The sequence below is a fragment of the Pseudomonas sp. KB_12 genome, assembly GCF_052114545.1.
Taxonomy (GTDB): domain Bacteria; phylum Pseudomonadota; class Gammaproteobacteria; order Pseudomonadales; family Pseudomonadaceae; genus Aquipseudomonas; species Aquipseudomonas brassicacearum.
In genome coordinates, this window is the sequence record NZ_JBFREY010000011.1 from 68657 (window position 1) to 85165 (window position 16509).

Consider the following 16509-nt stretch of genomic DNA (forward strand, 5'->3'; position numbering starts at 1 on the left):
GGGTTAGCTTCAGTAGCCCCGGGTGAAGTCCACTTCCCCGCGCAGTGCTTCGCCCGCCTGGTAGGCCCGCAGGTTTTCCAGGAACAACTGCACCATCATCGGTGGCGAGGTCGGTGCCGAGCTGTGGCCGGTCAGCAGCAGGCCCCAGGCGGTCCAGAAGGGGTGGCGCTGCGGCAGCGGCTCCTGGCGGCAGACGTCGATCACCGCACCGGCCAGGTGCCCTTCCTTCAGGGCTTGCACCAGGTCCGCATCCACTACCGCCACGCCGCGACCGACGTTGATGAACAACCCGGTCGGCTTGAATTGCTTGAACAGCGCCGCGTCGTACACATCATGGGTATCGGGGGTGTTGGGCAGCAAATTGATCACGTAATCCGCCTCGCCCACCAGGCGTGGCAGATCCTTCAGCGCCCCGACCTCGATGAACGGCGCCAACGCCCGGGCTTCGCGGGCAACGCCGTACAACTGCACACCGAACGGCACGAGGAACTGCGCCACACGCTGGCCGATATCACCGGTCCCGACAATCAATACCTTGCGCCCGGCCAGGCCTTGCCCCTGGCGGTTATCCCACTTGCGCTCGACCTGGCTGACCAGACGTGCCAGCACCTCGCGCTCATGGCCGAGCATGTAGGTCAGCACGTACTCGGCCATCAGTTGGCCGAAAATACCCACCGCACGGGTCAGGCGGTAATTGCGCGTCAAGCCTTCGGCCAGCAACGGCGTGATACCTGCCCAGGTCGATTGCAGCCAGCTGGGTCTATGGCCTTGACGCAACAGGGTCGCCAGCAGATCAGGCTGGCCGAGCCAGACCGGGCAATCGGTGGCCAGTCGTGACAATTCGGCGGAGTCGCCGCTGGTCAGCACTTCAATATCGGGTGCCGCCTGACGCAGAAGCTGGGCGTACACCGGGTGGTCGTGTTCGGCAATCAGAACGCGCATGAATCAAACCTTTCAAAAACAGTGCAGACAACCGCCGACAGAGTGTCGCTCCATCCATACGATCGTCGTCAATAAACCATTCCAGTGTTTTCCAGAGGCACCCAGAACAGGTGCCTCAGAGACCGTCAGACCGGGTCGTTGCGGCGCAACAACTCTTCGGGCAAATGCTCGATGTACTCGTCTTCGGCCGGCGGCATTTGCAAGTGATAGCCCTGGGTGTCGAGGTTTTCCAACACCTTGTTGATGTCCTCCCGGGACAGCGCCCGTTCGGGGCTCAGGACCAGGTCGAAGGCATGGATCGCCTTGCCAAAGGCGGCCATCAACGGCTCAGGTACACGCTCCAAGGCATCGCTCTTGAGCACATACAGGTACATCTCGTTTTTCTTCGAGCTTCGATAGATGGAGCAGATACGTTTCAAGGCTGTTCTCCGGCAGTGGCCAGGCTGTCGAGCAGCGCCTGGCCCATCAATTCGCGGCGCCAGCCACGCAGCGAATCGGGCAATTGGTAAGGGCCCTCGGGGAAGCCGCTCTTGATCAGCGCTTCGAGGGTTTTCTTGCGCAGCATCAGCTCCGGGGCGATTTCCAGGCGCTCGGCTTCAGCCTGCCCCAGCGCCCGCAGACGCTTGACCAGGGCCGAGGCCTCGATGGGCAATGGCTCGGCCACGGCCGGTGGCCATTGCTCGGGCGGCACGCTGGCGGCGCGCTGGATCAGGTCCAGCAGAAACTGGCCGTCCTGGCGCACGGTGCGCGGGTGCATGTCTTCGATCTTCGCCAACGCGCCGAGGTTATCCGGCTGGGTACGGGCCAGGGGCCACAGCGAATGCTCGCGAATGATGCGATTGCGCGGCAGGTCACGGGCCCGCGCCTCACGTTCGCGCCAGGCGCACAGCTCGCGCAGCACGGCCAATTGGGCGCGGGACAGTTTCCAGGCGAGCTTGGCCTCGCGGTAGACCTCGTACGGGTCGATCTCGCGACGCAGGTTGGCCACCAGTTCGGCGCCGTCTTCCAGGACCCAACGGTATTTTTCGTCGGAAAGCTTCGGGCGCAGCAGTACGAAAACTTCTGCCAGGTGCACGGCATCCTCTGCCGCATAGCTGATCTGTGTCTCGGACAGGGGCCGTTGCAGCCAGTCGGAACGGGTCTCGCCCTTGGGCAACTCGATACCCAGCACTTCCTGCACCAGCCGCGAATAGCCCATGGAGAAACCCAGGTTCAGGTAGGCGGCGGCCAATTGCGTATCGAACAGCGGCGCAGGCAGGCTGCCTGTCAGGCGCAGCAGCACTTCAAGGTCTTCGCTGCAGGCGTGCAACACCTTGAGCACCGCCGGGTTTTCCAGCAGTGCGGCCAAGGGTTGCCAATTGTCGATGGTCAAGGGGTCGATCAGGTAGGCACGCTTGCCGTCGCCGATCTGCAATAAACCGGCAATAGGGTAAAAAGTGTCGACCCGCATGAATTCGGTGTCGAGGGCGACGAATGGCAACTGCTGCCACTCGGCGCAAAACTGACCGAGGCTATCGTTGTCGCGAATCCAGTGAATATCGATGGCCACACGGCTCTCCCTTGAAGAATGGCGCGCAGTATATATCGCCGCCGGCGATTGCGAGCATCCATAGAGCAGCAGCCTAAGAGAAATCGCCTGCGAAAAAGCAAGAATAGTCCTACATCAGGACTTAACCGGTCTTACGCAATACATAAACACGCGTCAGCGCGAAACCGGGCAGGAAATCCTGATACCAGAGCACGTTAAAACCGGCCTGGCGAAACTCGGCTTCGAGATCGGCCTTGTCGGCCAGGCTTCGTTGCGGCGCCTGGCCGATCTTGAGGCGTCCTTCGATTTGCACCGAAACGATCACCGTGTCGCGACTGACCCGATGAAATTCGCGCAACAGCGCCAGGCGATGCTCGCTGGCGCTGACGTGGCGAAACAGTTGCAGACAACAAATACAATCCACCGCGTTGGCCGACAGCCCAATGGTGAACGCTGAACTCGGGAAGGTCTTGACCCTTTGGAGCAACGCGCCGCCATGGTGGGTGAGCGCATGTTCGAGCATGTCCGGCGACGGGTCCGCCGCCAGGATCACCCGGTTGGCGTGCTCGGCCAGCACCGGCCAGAACCGTCCCGCGCCACAGGCCACATCCAGCACCAACCCGGGCTCGCCCGCCACCTTCAGGGCGTTGCGCACCATGTGCTCGTCGCGCCAGAACGCCAGGCGCAACCGTCGAGGCGCCGGCCGACAGCAGACCTGCGCATGTTCCTGGTCATGCTGCCTGGCGAACTCAAGCTCGACGGTGGATGGGGGTAGCCCGGACATACGAACGGCTCTTGGGATTGGATGGATGACAGGTTAAACAACGCTGCGTGAAAAAAAGGTCCAGGTCATCACTCTCGGGCCAGGACACCGTCAATCACCGCACCGCGGCAGTTGGCGAACAGGTCCAGGTCCCGGTTGTAGACCTGGCTGTTGACTTCCAGCAGCCCGAGCATCGAGTGAAACAGGTTGTCCTGGCTCAAGGGCTTTTGCCGACTCAGTTGCAGGCAATGGGTGTCGACCGAAAAAGACTTCTGATAACTGTCGGAAAACCAGGCAAGCATCGCCACGTGTTTCTGTTGCTCCGGGGCGAGCATGTAGGGCGTGCCATGGAGAAACAGGTTGTATTCGCCCAGGGACTCGCCATGGTCCGACAGGTACAGCATGGCCGTGTCGACCTTGTCCTGGTTGGCCCGCAGCAGATCGATCAGGGTCGAGAGCACATGATCGGTGTACACCAGCGTGTTGTCGTAGCCGTTGACGATGCTCTCGCGGCTGCAATTGTTCAGCGCGTTGCTTTCGCACACCGGGGTGAAATGCTCGTATTCCTTGGGATAGCGCTTGAAGTATTCCGGCCCGTGGCTACCCATCTGGTGCAGCACCAGCACCGTGTCCTTGTCGAGCGTGTCGATGAAATGCTGCAAACCCTGGAGCAGGATTTCGTCACGGCATTCGCTGCTCGCACACAGGTTTGGATCCTTCAGATTGCTCACATCCTGCACGGTGACCCGGTCGCAGGTGCCCTTGCAGCCAGACTGGTTGTCCCGCCAGATCACCTCCAGCCCGGCGCGCTTGAGCACGTCCAGCAAACCCTCTTCATTCTTGGCGATGCTGGCGTCGTAGTTCTTGCGCCCCATGTTGGAAAACATGCAGGGCACCGACACGGCGGTTTCAGTGCCGCAGGAATGCACGTCGGTGAAGGCGATCAGGCCGGCCTCTTTGTTCAGTGTCGGTGTGGTATCGCGGTTATAGCCGAGGATGCCGAAGTTCTCGGCCCGGGCACTCTCGCCCACCACCAGTACGGTCAGGGATTTGCGGCTGTGGGTTTGCCAGGCAGGGTTACGGCTCGCGTCCTCGCCCAGCGCGATGAACGGCCGCTTGGCCGACGCGACCTGCTCACGCAAGTAGCCGAACGAAGCACCGATGTAATTGCTCGGTACGACCATCAAGCGCAACTCGTGGTGGTTGCGAAACAACGAAGACAGGCCTTGGTAGTTGGCCAGTGCGACCATGCCAATCACCGCGGCCGAGGCCACACCGACCAGCAACTTACTTAATAACTCTTTGGGCCAGCGACGGTAGCTGATCGGGGTCTTGAACAATAACCAGCAAGGCAGCACCCCCAATAACCCGAGGTAGATAAATAACTTCAGCGACAACAGATCGCGGACTTCCGTGGCATTGGTTTCAGCAAAGTTGCGCAACATGCCCGCATCGATCAATACGCCGTATTGGGCCATGAAATACGCCACGCCAGCACTGATCAGGAACAACAGCATCAGCACGGGCTTGAGCAGCGGACGGAAGGCCACGAGCGTCAACACCAGGTTGAACGCGCAGAAAATCATCAGGCCAAACGCCACGCACATCAGCAGGCCACGAGCGTCAGCCGTGGTGATCGCCAGCAAGTGTTGCCAGAGAACGAGATTGAAACCCACTAACAAAAAGGCACTGGCGGCCAGTGTCACCCACTCGGGGCGCACGGCTTTAATGGTCAGCATGATGGTTGACGATTTCCTGAAAGTTGCTCTTTGAAAAAGAAGTGCCGCAGGAAAATGTGAAAAATTCATTTCCTACGGCAGCACAAACTTTAGGTAGCCCACCATCAATTTTTCGTGAAAAAGTTGCTACTAAATAATTATTTAAGAAACCGCTGGCCAGCCGGTTTCAGGCCTGATGCAGGTACCAGCGCCAGTCCTGCTCCCCGACTTCCCCCATGAACTGACGGTATTCGGCGCGCTTGACCGCCAGATAAACGCCAAGAAACTCATCGCCAAACGCTTCCCGGGCCCAGGTCGATGCCTCGAGGGCACGCAGGGTGGTGAGCCAGTCGGTGGGCAACAGCTCGCTCGCCTGGGCGTAACCGTTGCCTTCGACAGGCTTCCCGGGGTCGCACTGTTCACGTAGGCCACGATGAATGCCGGCCAGTATCGCCGCCGCAGCCAGGTAAGGGTTGGCATCGGCGCCGCAGATACGATGCTCGATGTGCCGCGAGAACGCCGGGCCGCCCGGTACCCTCAGGCTCACCGTGCGGTTGTCCACGCCCCAGGTCGCCGCCAGTGGTGCGTAGCTGTTGCTTTGGAATCGCCGGTAGGAGTTGGCGTTCGGACAAAACATCAACAGCGAATCGAGCAGGGTATCGAGCATCCCACCCACTGCCTGGCGCAACAGCGGCGTGCCGTCGGCGGCGTCACTGGCAAACAAATTGTGACCATCGCGGTCCGCCAGGCTGACATGCATGTGCATGCCGGAGCCCGCCAAGTGATCGAACGGCTTGGCCATGAAACAGGCCTGCATGCCGTGCTTGTGGGCCACGCCCTTGACCAGTCGCTTGTAGCGCACCGCTTCATCCATGGCTTGCAAGGCATCGCTGCGGTGTTCAAGGGTGATCTCCACTTGTCCCGGTGCGTATTCGGAAATGGCGGTCCGGGCCGCAATGCCTTGCAGCTTGCACGCAGCGTACAGGTCGGCCAGGAACGGCTCGATCTGCTCCAGCTCGCGCAAGCCATAGACCTGGGTAGCACGCGGTCGGCCACCGTCGGCGTCCCGCGCCGGTTGTGGCCGGCCTTGGCTGTCGCGTTGCGCGTCCAGCAGATAGAACTCCAGCTCCGCCGCCATCACCGGGTAATAGCCGTCGGCCTGCAAGGCCTCGATCACCTGGCTGAGCAGATAACGTGGATCAGCGATGGTCGCTGGCATGCCCTCCTGGGGATGCATGCTGACCTGCACGGCGGCCGTGGGAATCAATCGCCACGGCATGCGCTGCAAGCTGCCGCTGAGGGGATAGGCACGGCAATCGATGTCACCGACGTCCCACACCAGCCCGGAATTTTCCACATCATCGCCATTGACGGTCAGCCCGAGAATCGTACTGGGCAGTGGCCGGCCACTTTCGAAAACCGCCAGCAATTCGTCCCGATGCAACAACTTGCCCCGGGGCACGCCGTTGTTGTCGAGGATGAACAGCTCGAACAGTTCGATATCAGGGTTCTGCGCAAGGAACACCTCGGCGTGTTGCACGGGTGCGAAAGAAATCTTGGCAAGGCTCATGAGAAGGCTCGTATTTCCATGTCGGACGGGCGACAAGGCACCGTCAGTCTGTGCTCGCCATTGAGCGAGCACTGCGAATGATCAACAGGTAATACGAGTATCTGGAGGACGGGCGTGACGGCAATGCCAGAGCGCCCAAAAGGCCAGCTCGGAGGGCAACGCATTGAGGGTTGGGGCCATGGCAGGCGTGAACCGGCCGACCGGATCGACCGCGGCAGATGAGGGGTATTGGAATGCCAGGGGCCAACCGTCCATGAGCGCATCACAGGAAACACATCGGACAAGCGTCCCATGGCACCCAGGGAGGTTAAACCTGGATTTGATGGAGCTTGGATCGCAGCTAACTAAACATAGGCAAACCAAACAGTCGTTGATCAACACGTCGTGTTCCCTACATTATCTGTCCCGTTCCCGACCATGAAAGCGCCTGCCTGGCATTCTCTTGGCACGTTCGTTCCGTTAGGATCGTCAGCCTGGTTTGCGCAAAATCCGCGCAAGGAGCACAGCGAGAGACAGAACGGATGCTGAACAGTAACTCCCTCAGAAAGCTCGACATGCAAGACCTCATGGTGTTTAGCGCCGTGTACGAGCAAAGCAGTGTCACCGGCGTGTCCGAGGCATTGTGCGTCAGTCAGTCAACCGTCAGTTATTGCCTCAAGAAACTGCGAACCTGCTTCGAAGACGAGCTATTCATCAACACCCGCACCGGCATGCGCCCCACCTATAAGGCCGAGGGCATGTACGACCATGTGCGCGCCATTTTGCAAAGCATCAACCTGTGCCATGCCGGTACACCCACATTCGATCCGACCCGGCAAGCCATTACCTTCAATATTTGCGCACCGGAATATTTCGAACAGCTGATCCTGCCGCAACTGCTGCAAGGCTTCGATTACGCCAATCTGCCGGTGGTGGTGAACGTGCACAAGCTCGAAGCCGACATCCCCGCCGAAGAGTTGCGCGACGGCAGCCTGGACCTGGTGATCTGCTTCGGCCCGAACTTCCACAGCAACCATGCCGATTTCAAATCCCGGCAGTTGCTGGAGGAAGACCTGGTTTGTGTCGTGGATAAACGGGCGACGCCACTTGAGCCGCAACTGAGCCTTCAGTCTTTCGTACGGCGTCGACACGTGTTTCCGACGCCCTGGTCGTCAGCGACCAACATGGTGGACGGTTGGCTGTCGCAGCAGGCGCATCAACGCCAGATTGCCGCCCGCGCCAACAGCTACAGTGCCGCACTGAAGATGATCACCGGCACCGACTTCATCCTGACCCTGCCCCGCCGCATCCAGAAACTGCTGGCCAACGAGGCGATCTTCAATCATCACGAAGCGCCCCAGGGCCTGCCGGGGTTCACCCTGAACATGCAGTGGAGCCTGGCCGGCGATCAGGACAGTGCCAACGCCTGGCTGCGCGAACAGATCATCAAGGCCTGCGCCGCCCGCAACACCTGATCGTTATTGACCGATCAAGTCCTTGGCATACGGGCCTCGATCGATGTCGAGGATTTCCACGCACAGTTGCACGCTAACGTCGGCCGGCCATGGCCCCAGTTCCTGGATCACGGCCAGCAGGCTATCGGCCAGCTGCTTCTTGATTTCCGGCGAGCGACCGCTCAGCAAGGCCAGCTTCACGTGCACGAAGCCCCGCTCGCCCAGCCCCGTGCCCACCCGGAAAGTCTCGAGCTTCACGGCCCGGCTCTTGATGTCCAGCTCGGCAGCGAATTGACCGGAAGCCACCAACGCATTGTTCAGGCGCAGCAATGCGACATCCGCCTTCAGCTCAGGCAGGTTGGCGGTGTACTCCATGTGCAGGTGAGGCATGTGTTCGACTCCGATTCGAAAATATGACAAGGGGATTTCAGCCGTCACAACCTTACCTCGACTTTAAACGTTGGGGCAGGTTTTGTTTCGCTGCGGGCCGGTGTCAGGGTTGCACCAAGCCCCCACGCTCGCCCATGAAGGCCTCCAACCGCGACCGCAACCAGCGCTCGGCCGGGTCACTGTCGACATGGCTCAGCCAGACCATGGACAAATCCAGGGTCGGGGTCTTGAAAGGAAAGGGTTCGTCGAACAGTTGCCCCGAAGCCGCCATGGCGGCGGCGGTATAGTCCGGCAAGCTGGCGATCAGGTCAGTGCCGGCCAGCAATGCCGGCAATGCGCTGTATTGCGGCACCGACAGCACGACCTGGCGTGTGCGTCCGATCTCGGCCAGCCATTCATCGGCAAACCCGGCAACGTTCGCGGTATGGGACACCAGCACATGAGGCCGCGCGCAATACTCGTCCAGGGTCAGCGGCGTGTCCGACGCATCGGCGCGCAACACGCGGGGCTGGATGTGTCGCAACAATTTGCGCTTGGCGTTGGCCGGCAGCCCGCGCGTCTGGCTGATGCCCACGGTGATGTCGCCTGACGCCAGCAAATCGGGGATGCGCCAGTAATCGACGTGCTGCACCACGAACACGATTTGCGGCGCTTCTTGCCGCAGGCTGCTCAGCAGGGGTGGCAACAGGCCGAACTCGACGTCGTCCGACAGGCCGATGCGAAACGTCATGGTGCTGCTGGTGGGATCGAAATCGTGGGTCAGGCTCAAGGCCACTGACAGCGAATCGAGGGCCGGTGATAGATGCCGGATGATTTCTTCAGCCCGGGCCGTCGGCTCCATGCGGTGGCCGACGCGAATGAACAACGGGTCGTTGAACATCTTGCGCAAACGATTGAGGGCCGAGCTGATGGTCGGTTGGCCCAGGAACAGTTTTTCCGCCACCCGCGTCACGTTACGCTCAAGCATCAGCGTTTCGAAAACCACCATCAGGTTGATGTCGGCCTTGCGCAATTCGTTGCGGTTCATCCACTGCCCTCGATCCTTGATGGGATGCAGTGTAGAAACGCCAGGGGCTGCGCGTCTATGCGCAAAAAGGCTAAGCGCCTGTGTAATACCGTCAAATAAATTGGAAGAGGCACCCTGCTTTTGTGGCGAGGGAGCTTGCTCCCGCGGGGCCGGTCCGACGCTTCGGGCGAAGCGGCCCCAAGATTTTGCGGTTGCTGCGCAACCGAGCGGGAGCAAGCTCCCTCGCCACAATGAAAAAGCCCTACCTCACGATCAGCGACTTCAGCCCCAGCGCCATGACTCGCTCATCCCTCCCCAACCCCAGCGCCTTGGGGCTGATGGCATCGGGCAAATGGAAATGCACGCGCAACGCCCCATCCGCGCCCATCGTTTCACGAATGGCCGGTGTCAGGGGCAGTTCAAGGGTGTTGTCTTGCAGGCGCGTGAACTGCGTCGACAACGCCGCCACACCGTTGATCGAGACGTCCACTCGCTGGCGCGTATGCAGGGGGGGCTGCACGAACGCCGCCGCGTCGATCGAGAGGACGCGCGCTTCTGGCGCAATGCGCAAGACAATCTCAGCCTCGGTCCCTTCCGACCAAGTCCCCCAATCCTCGACGCGTCCCCAGCCGTCGACCAACATCGCGTTGATTCGGCTGAACACCTGGCGCTCGCCGATCTTCACCTGCACATCCAGCGTCTCATCGGCAAGCGGTGGGCATTGGGCACATGACTTCCAACCCGGCGCCAGCACCACGAGGCCATCGATACGGGTCAACAGGTCGGTCTGGCGATTGACGGTCTTCGCCGCCTGAAGCGCGGCGCCAGGGTCGAGGATGTACAGCGAATCCGCTGCATACTCGCCGCTGGCAAGCATCTGCGCGGCGCGGCGCTGGGCTTGTTCGATCTCACGGGTGCCCATGCGTCCCAGGTACACGCCATCGGTTTCCAACCCATGCTTCAGGGCGTATTGGCTGGTCAGCAGCCAATTTTCCGGCTGGTTCTGCGGCAGCAGCGTCCGGACTTTCGAATAATGGCTGGCCGCACTGGCCCAGAACGGATCATTCATGGACGTGGGCCAACTGGAGGCGGCCGGCATCATCCGGCTCTGGCGCAGGCCGGCCCATCCAGCGCGGGTATCCAGGATTTGCACCAGCAGGGCGATGGCCAGCAGACACGCCGCCGCCCGTGGTTTGTTGCCGCGGATCACCAGGAAAATGACGGTAAATACGATGGCGTAGAACACCGGCCAGAACATCCGGCCGGCCGCACGAAAGACGTTTGCCAGGAGTTCAAGGGGTTTGGGCAGCCAGTAATGCATATTCTGCATGCCGATGCCGAGCTTGTTGGTCAGCGCAAACAGCGTCAGCCCGATCAATGCCAACAGCAACAGCCGCCTGTGGCGCACGGCATTCGCCAAACCGGTGTTGCCTTGCAGCAATGCCACGCCGGCGCAGATCGCCAGCAGGAGGACGCCCAAGCCCAGGTAATTGAAACCTTCGTAGTCCCCGGGGCCCTGGGGCATATCGCGCAAGGTGTATGACCAGCCACTGGGGTTGACCAGCGACATCACGTTCAGACGGTACAACCCAAAACCGCCTGCCACGGTCCCGCCACCCACGCTGAAATAACCCGCTTGCCAGCAGCAGAACGCGACCAGCAAAAACAAGCCACCCAGCTCGATCCAGGCATCGCGTCGGGACAACCGGCCCTTGATGGCCTGGCTGGCAAGGTCAGCCAACCAGATCAGCGCCACCATGGCCAACAGGTAGGCATGCACCAACGCTGTCGCGGCCAACAGCACGCCCCAGGCCAGCCGCCGCTTCTGCAAGCCCGGTCGTAGCGCCAGGTACAAGGCCGCCAGGATCAGGAAATGCCCGGACAACGACAGATGCCCGCCCATGCGCAGAAACATCGGCGGCGAGAACACAAACAACCCGGTCCCCAACAGCCTGATCCACAGAGATGGCGTCAGCAGACCGACCAATTTCCAGGCGAACCAGGCTTGCAGGATGAAGCAGGCCAGCAACCACAGGCCAAAATACTGGAACGTCTCGGGCAGCCAGGCACTGAAGGGTTTGAACAGGAACGCCAGCAGCGGGTTGGAGTCGGAAAAAATGATGCCGTTGCCCAATTCCAAACCATAGGAAGGGTTCATGCCCAACGGAAAGGTCCAGGGCGAACTGCGGAAAAACGCCCAGCCCATATAATGGGTCGCCGCATCGCCCTCCCCCAACCAGCCGATGTTCGTCGGATCCAGTACCCGCGGGCCGATCACCAGCAGAAACGCCAGCGCACCCAACAGGATGGGCAACAAGCAAACCCAGTAACGCTCACCACGAACGGTCATCGATACGTCCAGAAATTATGCAGGATGAAGGTGAACACCGGGATAATCAGCGCCACGGCTGCTATGCCCGCCAGGTAATCCAGGCCGACGCGCTGGGCCACCCAGGCCACCAGCATCGCCAGCCCCAACCCGCCGATCGAGACCACCACGAAACGGCCGAGGGTGCGGCCATGCAAGCGGCTGGAAAAGCTCCAGAGGGTGTTGATCAGGTACGACACCACGGTCGCCACGACAAAGGCGAAACCATTGGCCAGTGGCGGGTTCGCCAGGATCAGGTGCACGAACAGCACCGCAGCCACCACATGCACCGTCGTGACGAGCAGGCCGGTCATGGCAAAGCGCAAGGCACGTCGCAGCAACGGCGAGTGCGTCCAGGTCACGGCTTCTGCGCCAGGCAGAACACCGTCAGGCCGGCCATACGATTGGCGCCCATGAACGGACGCTCCAGGCTGCACAGTGACCTCAACACGCCATTGACCAGCGGATGATGCCGCGCAAGCTGCGACTTGGCCGGGGCTCCGGACGCCTTGCGCTGCAACAGGCGCAGGCCGGCGGCAATGGGAAATACCAGGCCGAAGTAATACGCACCTTGCTGGACCTGCAGACCGGCCTGCGCCACGACACTTTCCAGCTGCTTGAGGGTGTAGCGGCGCTTGTGCTCGAGAAAATCATCATGCCCGCTCCAGAGAAACTGGAACGCCGGCACGGTGATCAGGAAACGGCTGCCGGACGGCACTTTGTCGACGTAGGCCTTGAGCAGCCCCACGTCATCGTCCACATGCTCCAGCACGTCCATCAGCAATACCAGGTCAGCGTCCAGCGTGTCGATGGCACGACGGTAGCGGACCGGTTTACCGGCGGTGCTGGCGTCGGAGTCGGCCGGGTAACTGATGTCCACGCACCAGGCCTGGGCCGTTGCGGTATGGGTCAGCAGGTGATGGGAAAAAAAGCCCGACCCGGCGCCCACGTCCAGCAGTGTACTGGCCGAGGTGCCCTTGAGCATGTGCAGCATGGCGCGCGCCTTCGAGCGGTAGTACCAATGCTGCCCGATCTCGGGGCCCAGGATGTCGGTTTCCTTGAGGTCCATGGTCAGTCCTTGGCGTCATAGATGCGCCGCACCAGGAAAACCGGTCGACGCTTGGATTCGATGTAGGTGCGGCCCAGGTACTCACCCAGCACGCCGATGCCGATCAGTTGCAACCCGCCCAGGAACGTGACCGCCACCATCAGCGAGGCATAGCCCGGCAGGTCAACCCCGGAAATCAGGGTCCGAAGCACGATGAAGATGGCGAACGCAAAGGACACCAGCGACACGCAAAGCCCCAGGTACGTCCAGATACGCAGCGGTTCGGTGCTGAAGCTGGTGATGCCTTCAAGGGCAAAATTCCACAGGCGCCAGCCGTTGAATTTGCTTTCACCGGCGGCCCGCTCAGGCCTGACGTAATCCACGTAGGTGGTGCGGAATCCTACCCAGGCAAACAGCCCTTTCATGAAGCGCCGCGATTCAGGCAGGGTTTGCAGGGCATCGACCACACAGCGATCCATCAAGCGAAAATCGCCAACATTCTCCGGCAGCTTGTGGTCGGCGATTTTATTGTGCAGCCGGTAGAACCCGTTGGCGGAAACCTGCTTGGCCCAGGAGTCGGAGTCGCGGTTGATCCGATGGCCCAGCACCACTTCGGCACCGTTGCGCCAATGGGCAATCATTTCCAGGATCACTTCGGGAGGGTCTTGCAGATCGACATCGATCGGCACCACCGCCTGGCCGCGGGCGGCTTGCAGGCCGGCACTCAACGCCGCTTCCTTGCCGAAGTTGCGACTCAGGTCGACGACTCGGATGCGCGGATCGGTCTTCTGCCGTTCCAGCAGCAGCACCAATGTGTCGTCCACGCTGCCGTCGTTGACGAACACCAGCTCCAGGCTCACCAGCGATTCATGGGCAAAGACCTGGTCGATCCTGGCCATGAACACATCGATGGACTGGACTTCGTTGTAGACCGGAATGACAAGCGAAAGCGCTAGACGACCCTGCAGATCCGTTCCTGGATATTCAGTCACTTGATGGCTCTTTTTCTTATAGTGTTTTCAGTCCCATCGGCTTGCGGCCCTAGGCGTCGAAACGTATTAAGCAGGACCGAGCAGGGCAACGCAAGGATCAAGCCCGAACTTCCAGCCGACCACATGTTCGCAACATGACTTTTTCCATGGAAGTAGTCGAACGCCCGATCCAGGCTCATTTCCGGCAATATTTGATAACCAATGGAAACGAATTTCCCGTAGCCAAAACCAGCCACTTGGCTAGGCTGGCAGCCACATGTCCAACGCATGTCTTGACTGAATGAATCGCAGGGAGCGAACCGATGTATTTTGAAATCTATCGACAGACCCGAGGCACCCCGAGCACTGGAAAAGGCCAATGGCGCTGGCGCTTGAGAGCCGGCAACCACGAAACGATCGCCAGCGGCGAATCCTATGTGAACAAGAGTGACTGCCTTCACGTCATCGGGCTGATCAAGAATGTCCAGGGCGAAACGCCGGTAAAGGAGATCTAACAGCGCCGCGCGGGCCCTGTAGGAGCTGGCGAAGCCTGCGATCTCTTGATCTTGATCTTTCGCCTGAGATTCAAGTGTCAGGGAAAAGATCGCAGCCTCGTTGCACTCGACAGCTCCTACGCAGCTCCTACACCGGTTTAGCTTTTTTTTGCTGTAACGAAAGTTTTCAGGCAGGTAGGGTATGCGGACTAAAGCAGGAGGCTGGTGCAATGACTCGATCAATCCATAATCGCGACTGGCTGGTACGGGCGCCCGAATCGAGGAAAATGGAACGCATCGAGGCCTATTTCAGCGGGCATGGCTACACCACCCATCGCCACGACACCTACGCCATCGGAATCACACTTTCCGGCGTGCAGAGCTTCAACTATCGCCACAGCAAACGCCACAGCCAGCCCGGCGGCACCGTCGTCCTGCACCCGGACGAGGTGCACGATGGCGAAGCCGGGACGAGCGAGGGTTTTCGCTACCGGATGCTCTACATAGAACCGTCGCTGATCCAGCAAGTGCTGGGGGGCAAGCCATTGCCCTTCATCGGAGGAGGATTGTCCAACGACCCTCGCCTCAACATCGCGACCCGTCGACTATTGAACGGCCTGGATCATCCCCTCGACCCGCTGGAGGAAGAGGACGCCATCTACGATATGGCCCAGGCACTCGACATCGCGGCCGGCAGCCGACGTGGGCGGCGGCTGATCGACTACCCGGCGGCGGAGCGTGCCCGCCTGTTCATCCACGATGCCCTCCACCAGGCGATCACACTGGATGACCTGGTGCAGGCCAGCGGCCGGGATCGATGGAGCCTGTCCCGGGATTTCCGGGCACTTTACGGCACCAGCCCCTATCGCTACATCACTCAGCGCCGCTTGAACGAAGCCCGGCGCCTGGTATTGCATGGCATGCCGTTGAGCGAAGCAGCCCTGGCCTGTGGTTTTTTCGATCAGAGCCACATGACCCGACTGCACACCCAGGCCTTCGGTATTTCACCGGCACGCTGGCTGAAAATGCTGCGCTGAAGGCAGAGGCTGCGCACGGCAAAAAGCTGCACGATCATCCAATACGCACCCAGGCTCCGACAGTAAGGTACAGCTCACCACCCACCTGAAGAGCATGCCTCGATGACCCACTACGCCCCCATCAACTTCGCTCAGAAATACGCACTGTTCCACGAACAATGGGCACCGAAAGTCGTGGCCGAAATGAATGACTACCAATTCAAGATCGTCCGGCTCGAAGGCGAATTCATCTGGCACGCCCACGCCGACACCGATGAAACCTTCATCGTGCTGGAGGGCGAGTTGCGTATCGACTTTCTCGACGGTGCGGTGACCATAGGGCCGGGCGAAATGTACGTGGTCAAAAAAGGTGTCGAGCACAAGCCCAGCGCCGCACACGAAGTGAAACTGCTGTTGATCGAGCCTCGCGGCGTCCTCAATACCGGCGAGCAAACCAATGAGCGAACGGCAGTCAATGATGTGTGGATCTGACTGAGCCAGGCTCAATCGTATTCAGCTTCCTGGTGATCGCCCAACAACCGTCGCTGACGAGGTGTCGCGGCGGCCAAGACCACAGGGTTGAACTGCCAATGCAAGTAAGGTGAGAACTTCTGCGCGACCATCCGCCGGCCATAGTGCACTTGGAGCATGTAACGCGTGCGGTCGGCGGTCCGGTTGTCGCTGCCGGCGTGCCATAACTCACTGCGCAGTACCAGCACATCGCCCGCCCGGCATAGCACGGGCTGCGCGGGGCGCCCCTGCCATTGCGTTTCGCCCTTCACTGGCGCCCGACCGGCTTTGTGGCTGCCCGCAATGACCTGGGTCGGGCTCAAGTCGGCGTCGATGTCATCCAGGTAAAACTGCGCGGTAAAAACCTGCATCGGCAGTTCAAAGCCAGGGTCGGCCAACAACCCTGGCGGCAATTGCATCACCAGATAATCCAGGTGCAACGGCGCCCCGGTAAAACCGGGACGGCAGCGCCAGGCCGTTTGACCGATGACATGGCAATCATCGCCCAGGGCCGCCTCGGCCAGCTCGATCACCCCGGCCACATCCAGGAACGGCAGCCAGAACGGATCGCGATTGAACACACATTTGTAATGATCGATGACGCCGCTGTAGTCCCAATGCCGGGGCTTCAACTGGTCGATGGCATGGCGCAGGTCGGCGATCTGCCGGGCATCCAACACGCCCTGCATCAGGACGAAACCGTCCTGGTGCAGGGCTCTCAGGCGATCGTCGATGGACACGACCGCATCCGT

General features: G+C 60.6%; 17 protein-coding genes. 4 read left to right on the forward strand and 13 right to left on the reverse strand.

Translation table 11 applies throughout. The annotated features are described in order from the left end of the window. Nucleotides 1-9: 9 nt before the first annotated feature. The 6 genes from AB4Z20_RS11380 to AB4Z20_RS11405 all read right to left on the reverse strand — a co-directional run bounded on the left by AB4Z20_RS11380 (nucleotide 10) and on the right by AB4Z20_RS11405 (nucleotide 6506). Complete coding sequence (locus tag AB4Z20_RS11380; RefSeq protein ID WP_253472263.1) at nucleotides 10-942, reverse strand: D-2-hydroxyacid dehydrogenase; 933 nt, start codon at nucleotides 940-942, stop codon at nucleotides 10-12. A gap of 125 nt (nucleotides 943-1067) precedes the next feature. Continuing rightward, entirely contained in the window at nucleotides 1068-1361 is a 294-nt protein-coding gene (locus AB4Z20_RS11385; protein ID WP_003198853.1) for a YcgL domain-containing protein, read from the reverse strand. Next, nucleotides 1358-2491 carry a ribonuclease D gene (gene rnd / locus AB4Z20_RS11390; protein ID WP_442089894.1) on the reverse strand — a complete coding sequence of 378 codons (1134 nt, stop codon included), beginning with the start codon at nucleotides 2489-2491 and terminating at the stop codon, nucleotides 1358-1360. Before rnd ends, AB4Z20_RS11385 begins: the two co-directional genes overlap by 4 nt. Before the next feature lie 121 nt (nucleotides 2492-2612). Next, complete coding sequence (locus AB4Z20_RS11395; RefSeq protein WP_253472261.1) at nucleotides 2613-3254, reverse strand: class I SAM-dependent methyltransferase; 642 nt, start codon at nucleotides 3252-3254, stop codon at nucleotides 2613-2615. A 68-nt stretch (nucleotides 3255-3322) separates the two neighbouring features. After that, the gene (locus tag AB4Z20_RS11400; RefSeq protein ID WP_253472259.1) at nucleotides 3323-4972 is read right to left on the reverse strand and encodes a phosphoethanolamine transferase; all 1650 of its coding nucleotides are present in this window, start codon (nucleotides 4970-4972) and stop codon (nucleotides 3323-3325) included. Nucleotides 4973-5138: 166 nt separating this feature from the next. Further along, on the reverse strand, nucleotides 5139-6506 hold the full coding sequence (locus AB4Z20_RS11405) for a glutamine synthetase family protein (protein ID WP_258691211.1): 1368 nt from the start codon (nucleotides 6504-6506) through the stop codon (nucleotides 5139-5141). 536 nt (nucleotides 6507-7042) lie between these two features. Between AB4Z20_RS11405 and AB4Z20_RS11410 the strand changes: the two genes are divergently transcribed. Next, a complete protein-coding gene (locus AB4Z20_RS11410; RefSeq protein WP_442089895.1) occupies nucleotides 7043-7975 on the forward strand; it encodes a LysR substrate-binding domain-containing protein in 933 nt (310 codons plus the stop codon). Between the two features lie 3 nt (nucleotides 7976-7978). Here AB4Z20_RS11410 and AB4Z20_RS11415 read toward each other — a convergent pair whose 3' ends face one another. The 6 genes from AB4Z20_RS11415 to AB4Z20_RS11440 all read right to left on the reverse strand — a co-directional run bounded on the left by AB4Z20_RS11415 (nucleotide 7979) and on the right by AB4Z20_RS11440 (nucleotide 13758). Further along, nucleotides 7979-8344, reverse strand: coding sequence for a 5-carboxymethyl-2-hydroxymuconate Delta-isomerase (locus AB4Z20_RS11415; protein ID WP_214512073.1), 366 nt, complete (start codon nucleotides 8342-8344; stop codon nucleotides 7979-7981). A 103-nt stretch (nucleotides 8345-8447) separates the two neighbouring features. Then, a complete protein-coding gene (locus AB4Z20_RS11420; RefSeq protein ID WP_253472254.1) occupies nucleotides 8448-9371 on the reverse strand; it encodes a LysR family transcriptional regulator in 924 nt (307 codons plus the stop codon). Between the two features lie 241 nt (nucleotides 9372-9612). Further along, nucleotides 9613-11700 carry a DUF6311 domain-containing protein gene (locus AB4Z20_RS11425; RefSeq protein ID WP_442089897.1) on the reverse strand — a complete coding sequence of 696 codons (2088 nt, stop codon included), beginning with the start codon at nucleotides 11698-11700 and terminating at the stop codon, nucleotides 9613-9615. Continuing rightward, complete coding sequence (locus AB4Z20_RS11430; protein ID WP_442089927.1) at nucleotides 11697-12032, reverse strand: GtrA family protein; 336 nt, start codon at nucleotides 12030-12032, stop codon at nucleotides 11697-11699. The genes AB4Z20_RS11425 and AB4Z20_RS11430 overlap by 4 nt, the downstream gene beginning before the upstream one ends. Nucleotides 12033-12076: 44 nt before the next feature. Then, complete coding sequence (locus AB4Z20_RS11435) at nucleotides 12077-12787, reverse strand: class I SAM-dependent methyltransferase (protein WP_253472250.1); 711 nt, start codon at nucleotides 12785-12787, stop codon at nucleotides 12077-12079. Nucleotides 12788-12789: 2 nt separating this feature from the next. Beyond that, entirely contained in the window at nucleotides 12790-13758 is a 969-nt protein-coding gene (locus AB4Z20_RS11440; protein ID WP_214512077.1) for a glycosyltransferase family 2 protein, read from the reverse strand. A gap of 302 nt (nucleotides 13759-14060) precedes the next feature. Here AB4Z20_RS11440 and AB4Z20_RS11445 point away from each other — a divergent pair, with 302 nt between their 5' ends. The 3 genes from AB4Z20_RS11445 (at nucleotide 14061) to AB4Z20_RS11455 (ending at nucleotide 15739) form a co-directional block, all read left to right on the forward strand. Further along, a complete protein-coding gene (locus AB4Z20_RS11445) occupies nucleotides 14061-14252 on the forward strand; it encodes a YegP family protein (RefSeq protein ID WP_014337049.1) in 192 nt (63 codons plus the stop codon). Nucleotides 14253-14461: 209 nt separating this feature from the next. Next, nucleotides 14462-15268 carry an AraC family transcriptional regulator gene (locus AB4Z20_RS11450; RefSeq protein ID WP_014337048.1) on the forward strand — a complete coding sequence of 269 codons (807 nt, stop codon included), beginning with the start codon at nucleotides 14462-14464 and terminating at the stop codon, nucleotides 15266-15268. 102 nt (nucleotides 15269-15370) lie between these two features. Next, a complete protein-coding gene (locus AB4Z20_RS11455; RefSeq protein WP_258690544.1) occupies nucleotides 15371-15739 on the forward strand; it encodes a cupin domain-containing protein in 369 nt (122 codons plus the stop codon). Between the two features lie 11 nt (nucleotides 15740-15750). Here the strand turns inward: AB4Z20_RS11455 and AB4Z20_RS11460 are convergent, their stop codons facing one another. Further along, the gene (locus tag AB4Z20_RS11460; RefSeq protein ID WP_442089898.1) at nucleotides 15751-16497 is read right to left on the reverse strand and encodes a phytanoyl-CoA dioxygenase family protein; all 747 of its coding nucleotides are present in this window, start codon (nucleotides 16495-16497) and stop codon (nucleotides 15751-15753) included. Nucleotides 16498-16509 lie beyond the last annotated feature (12 nt).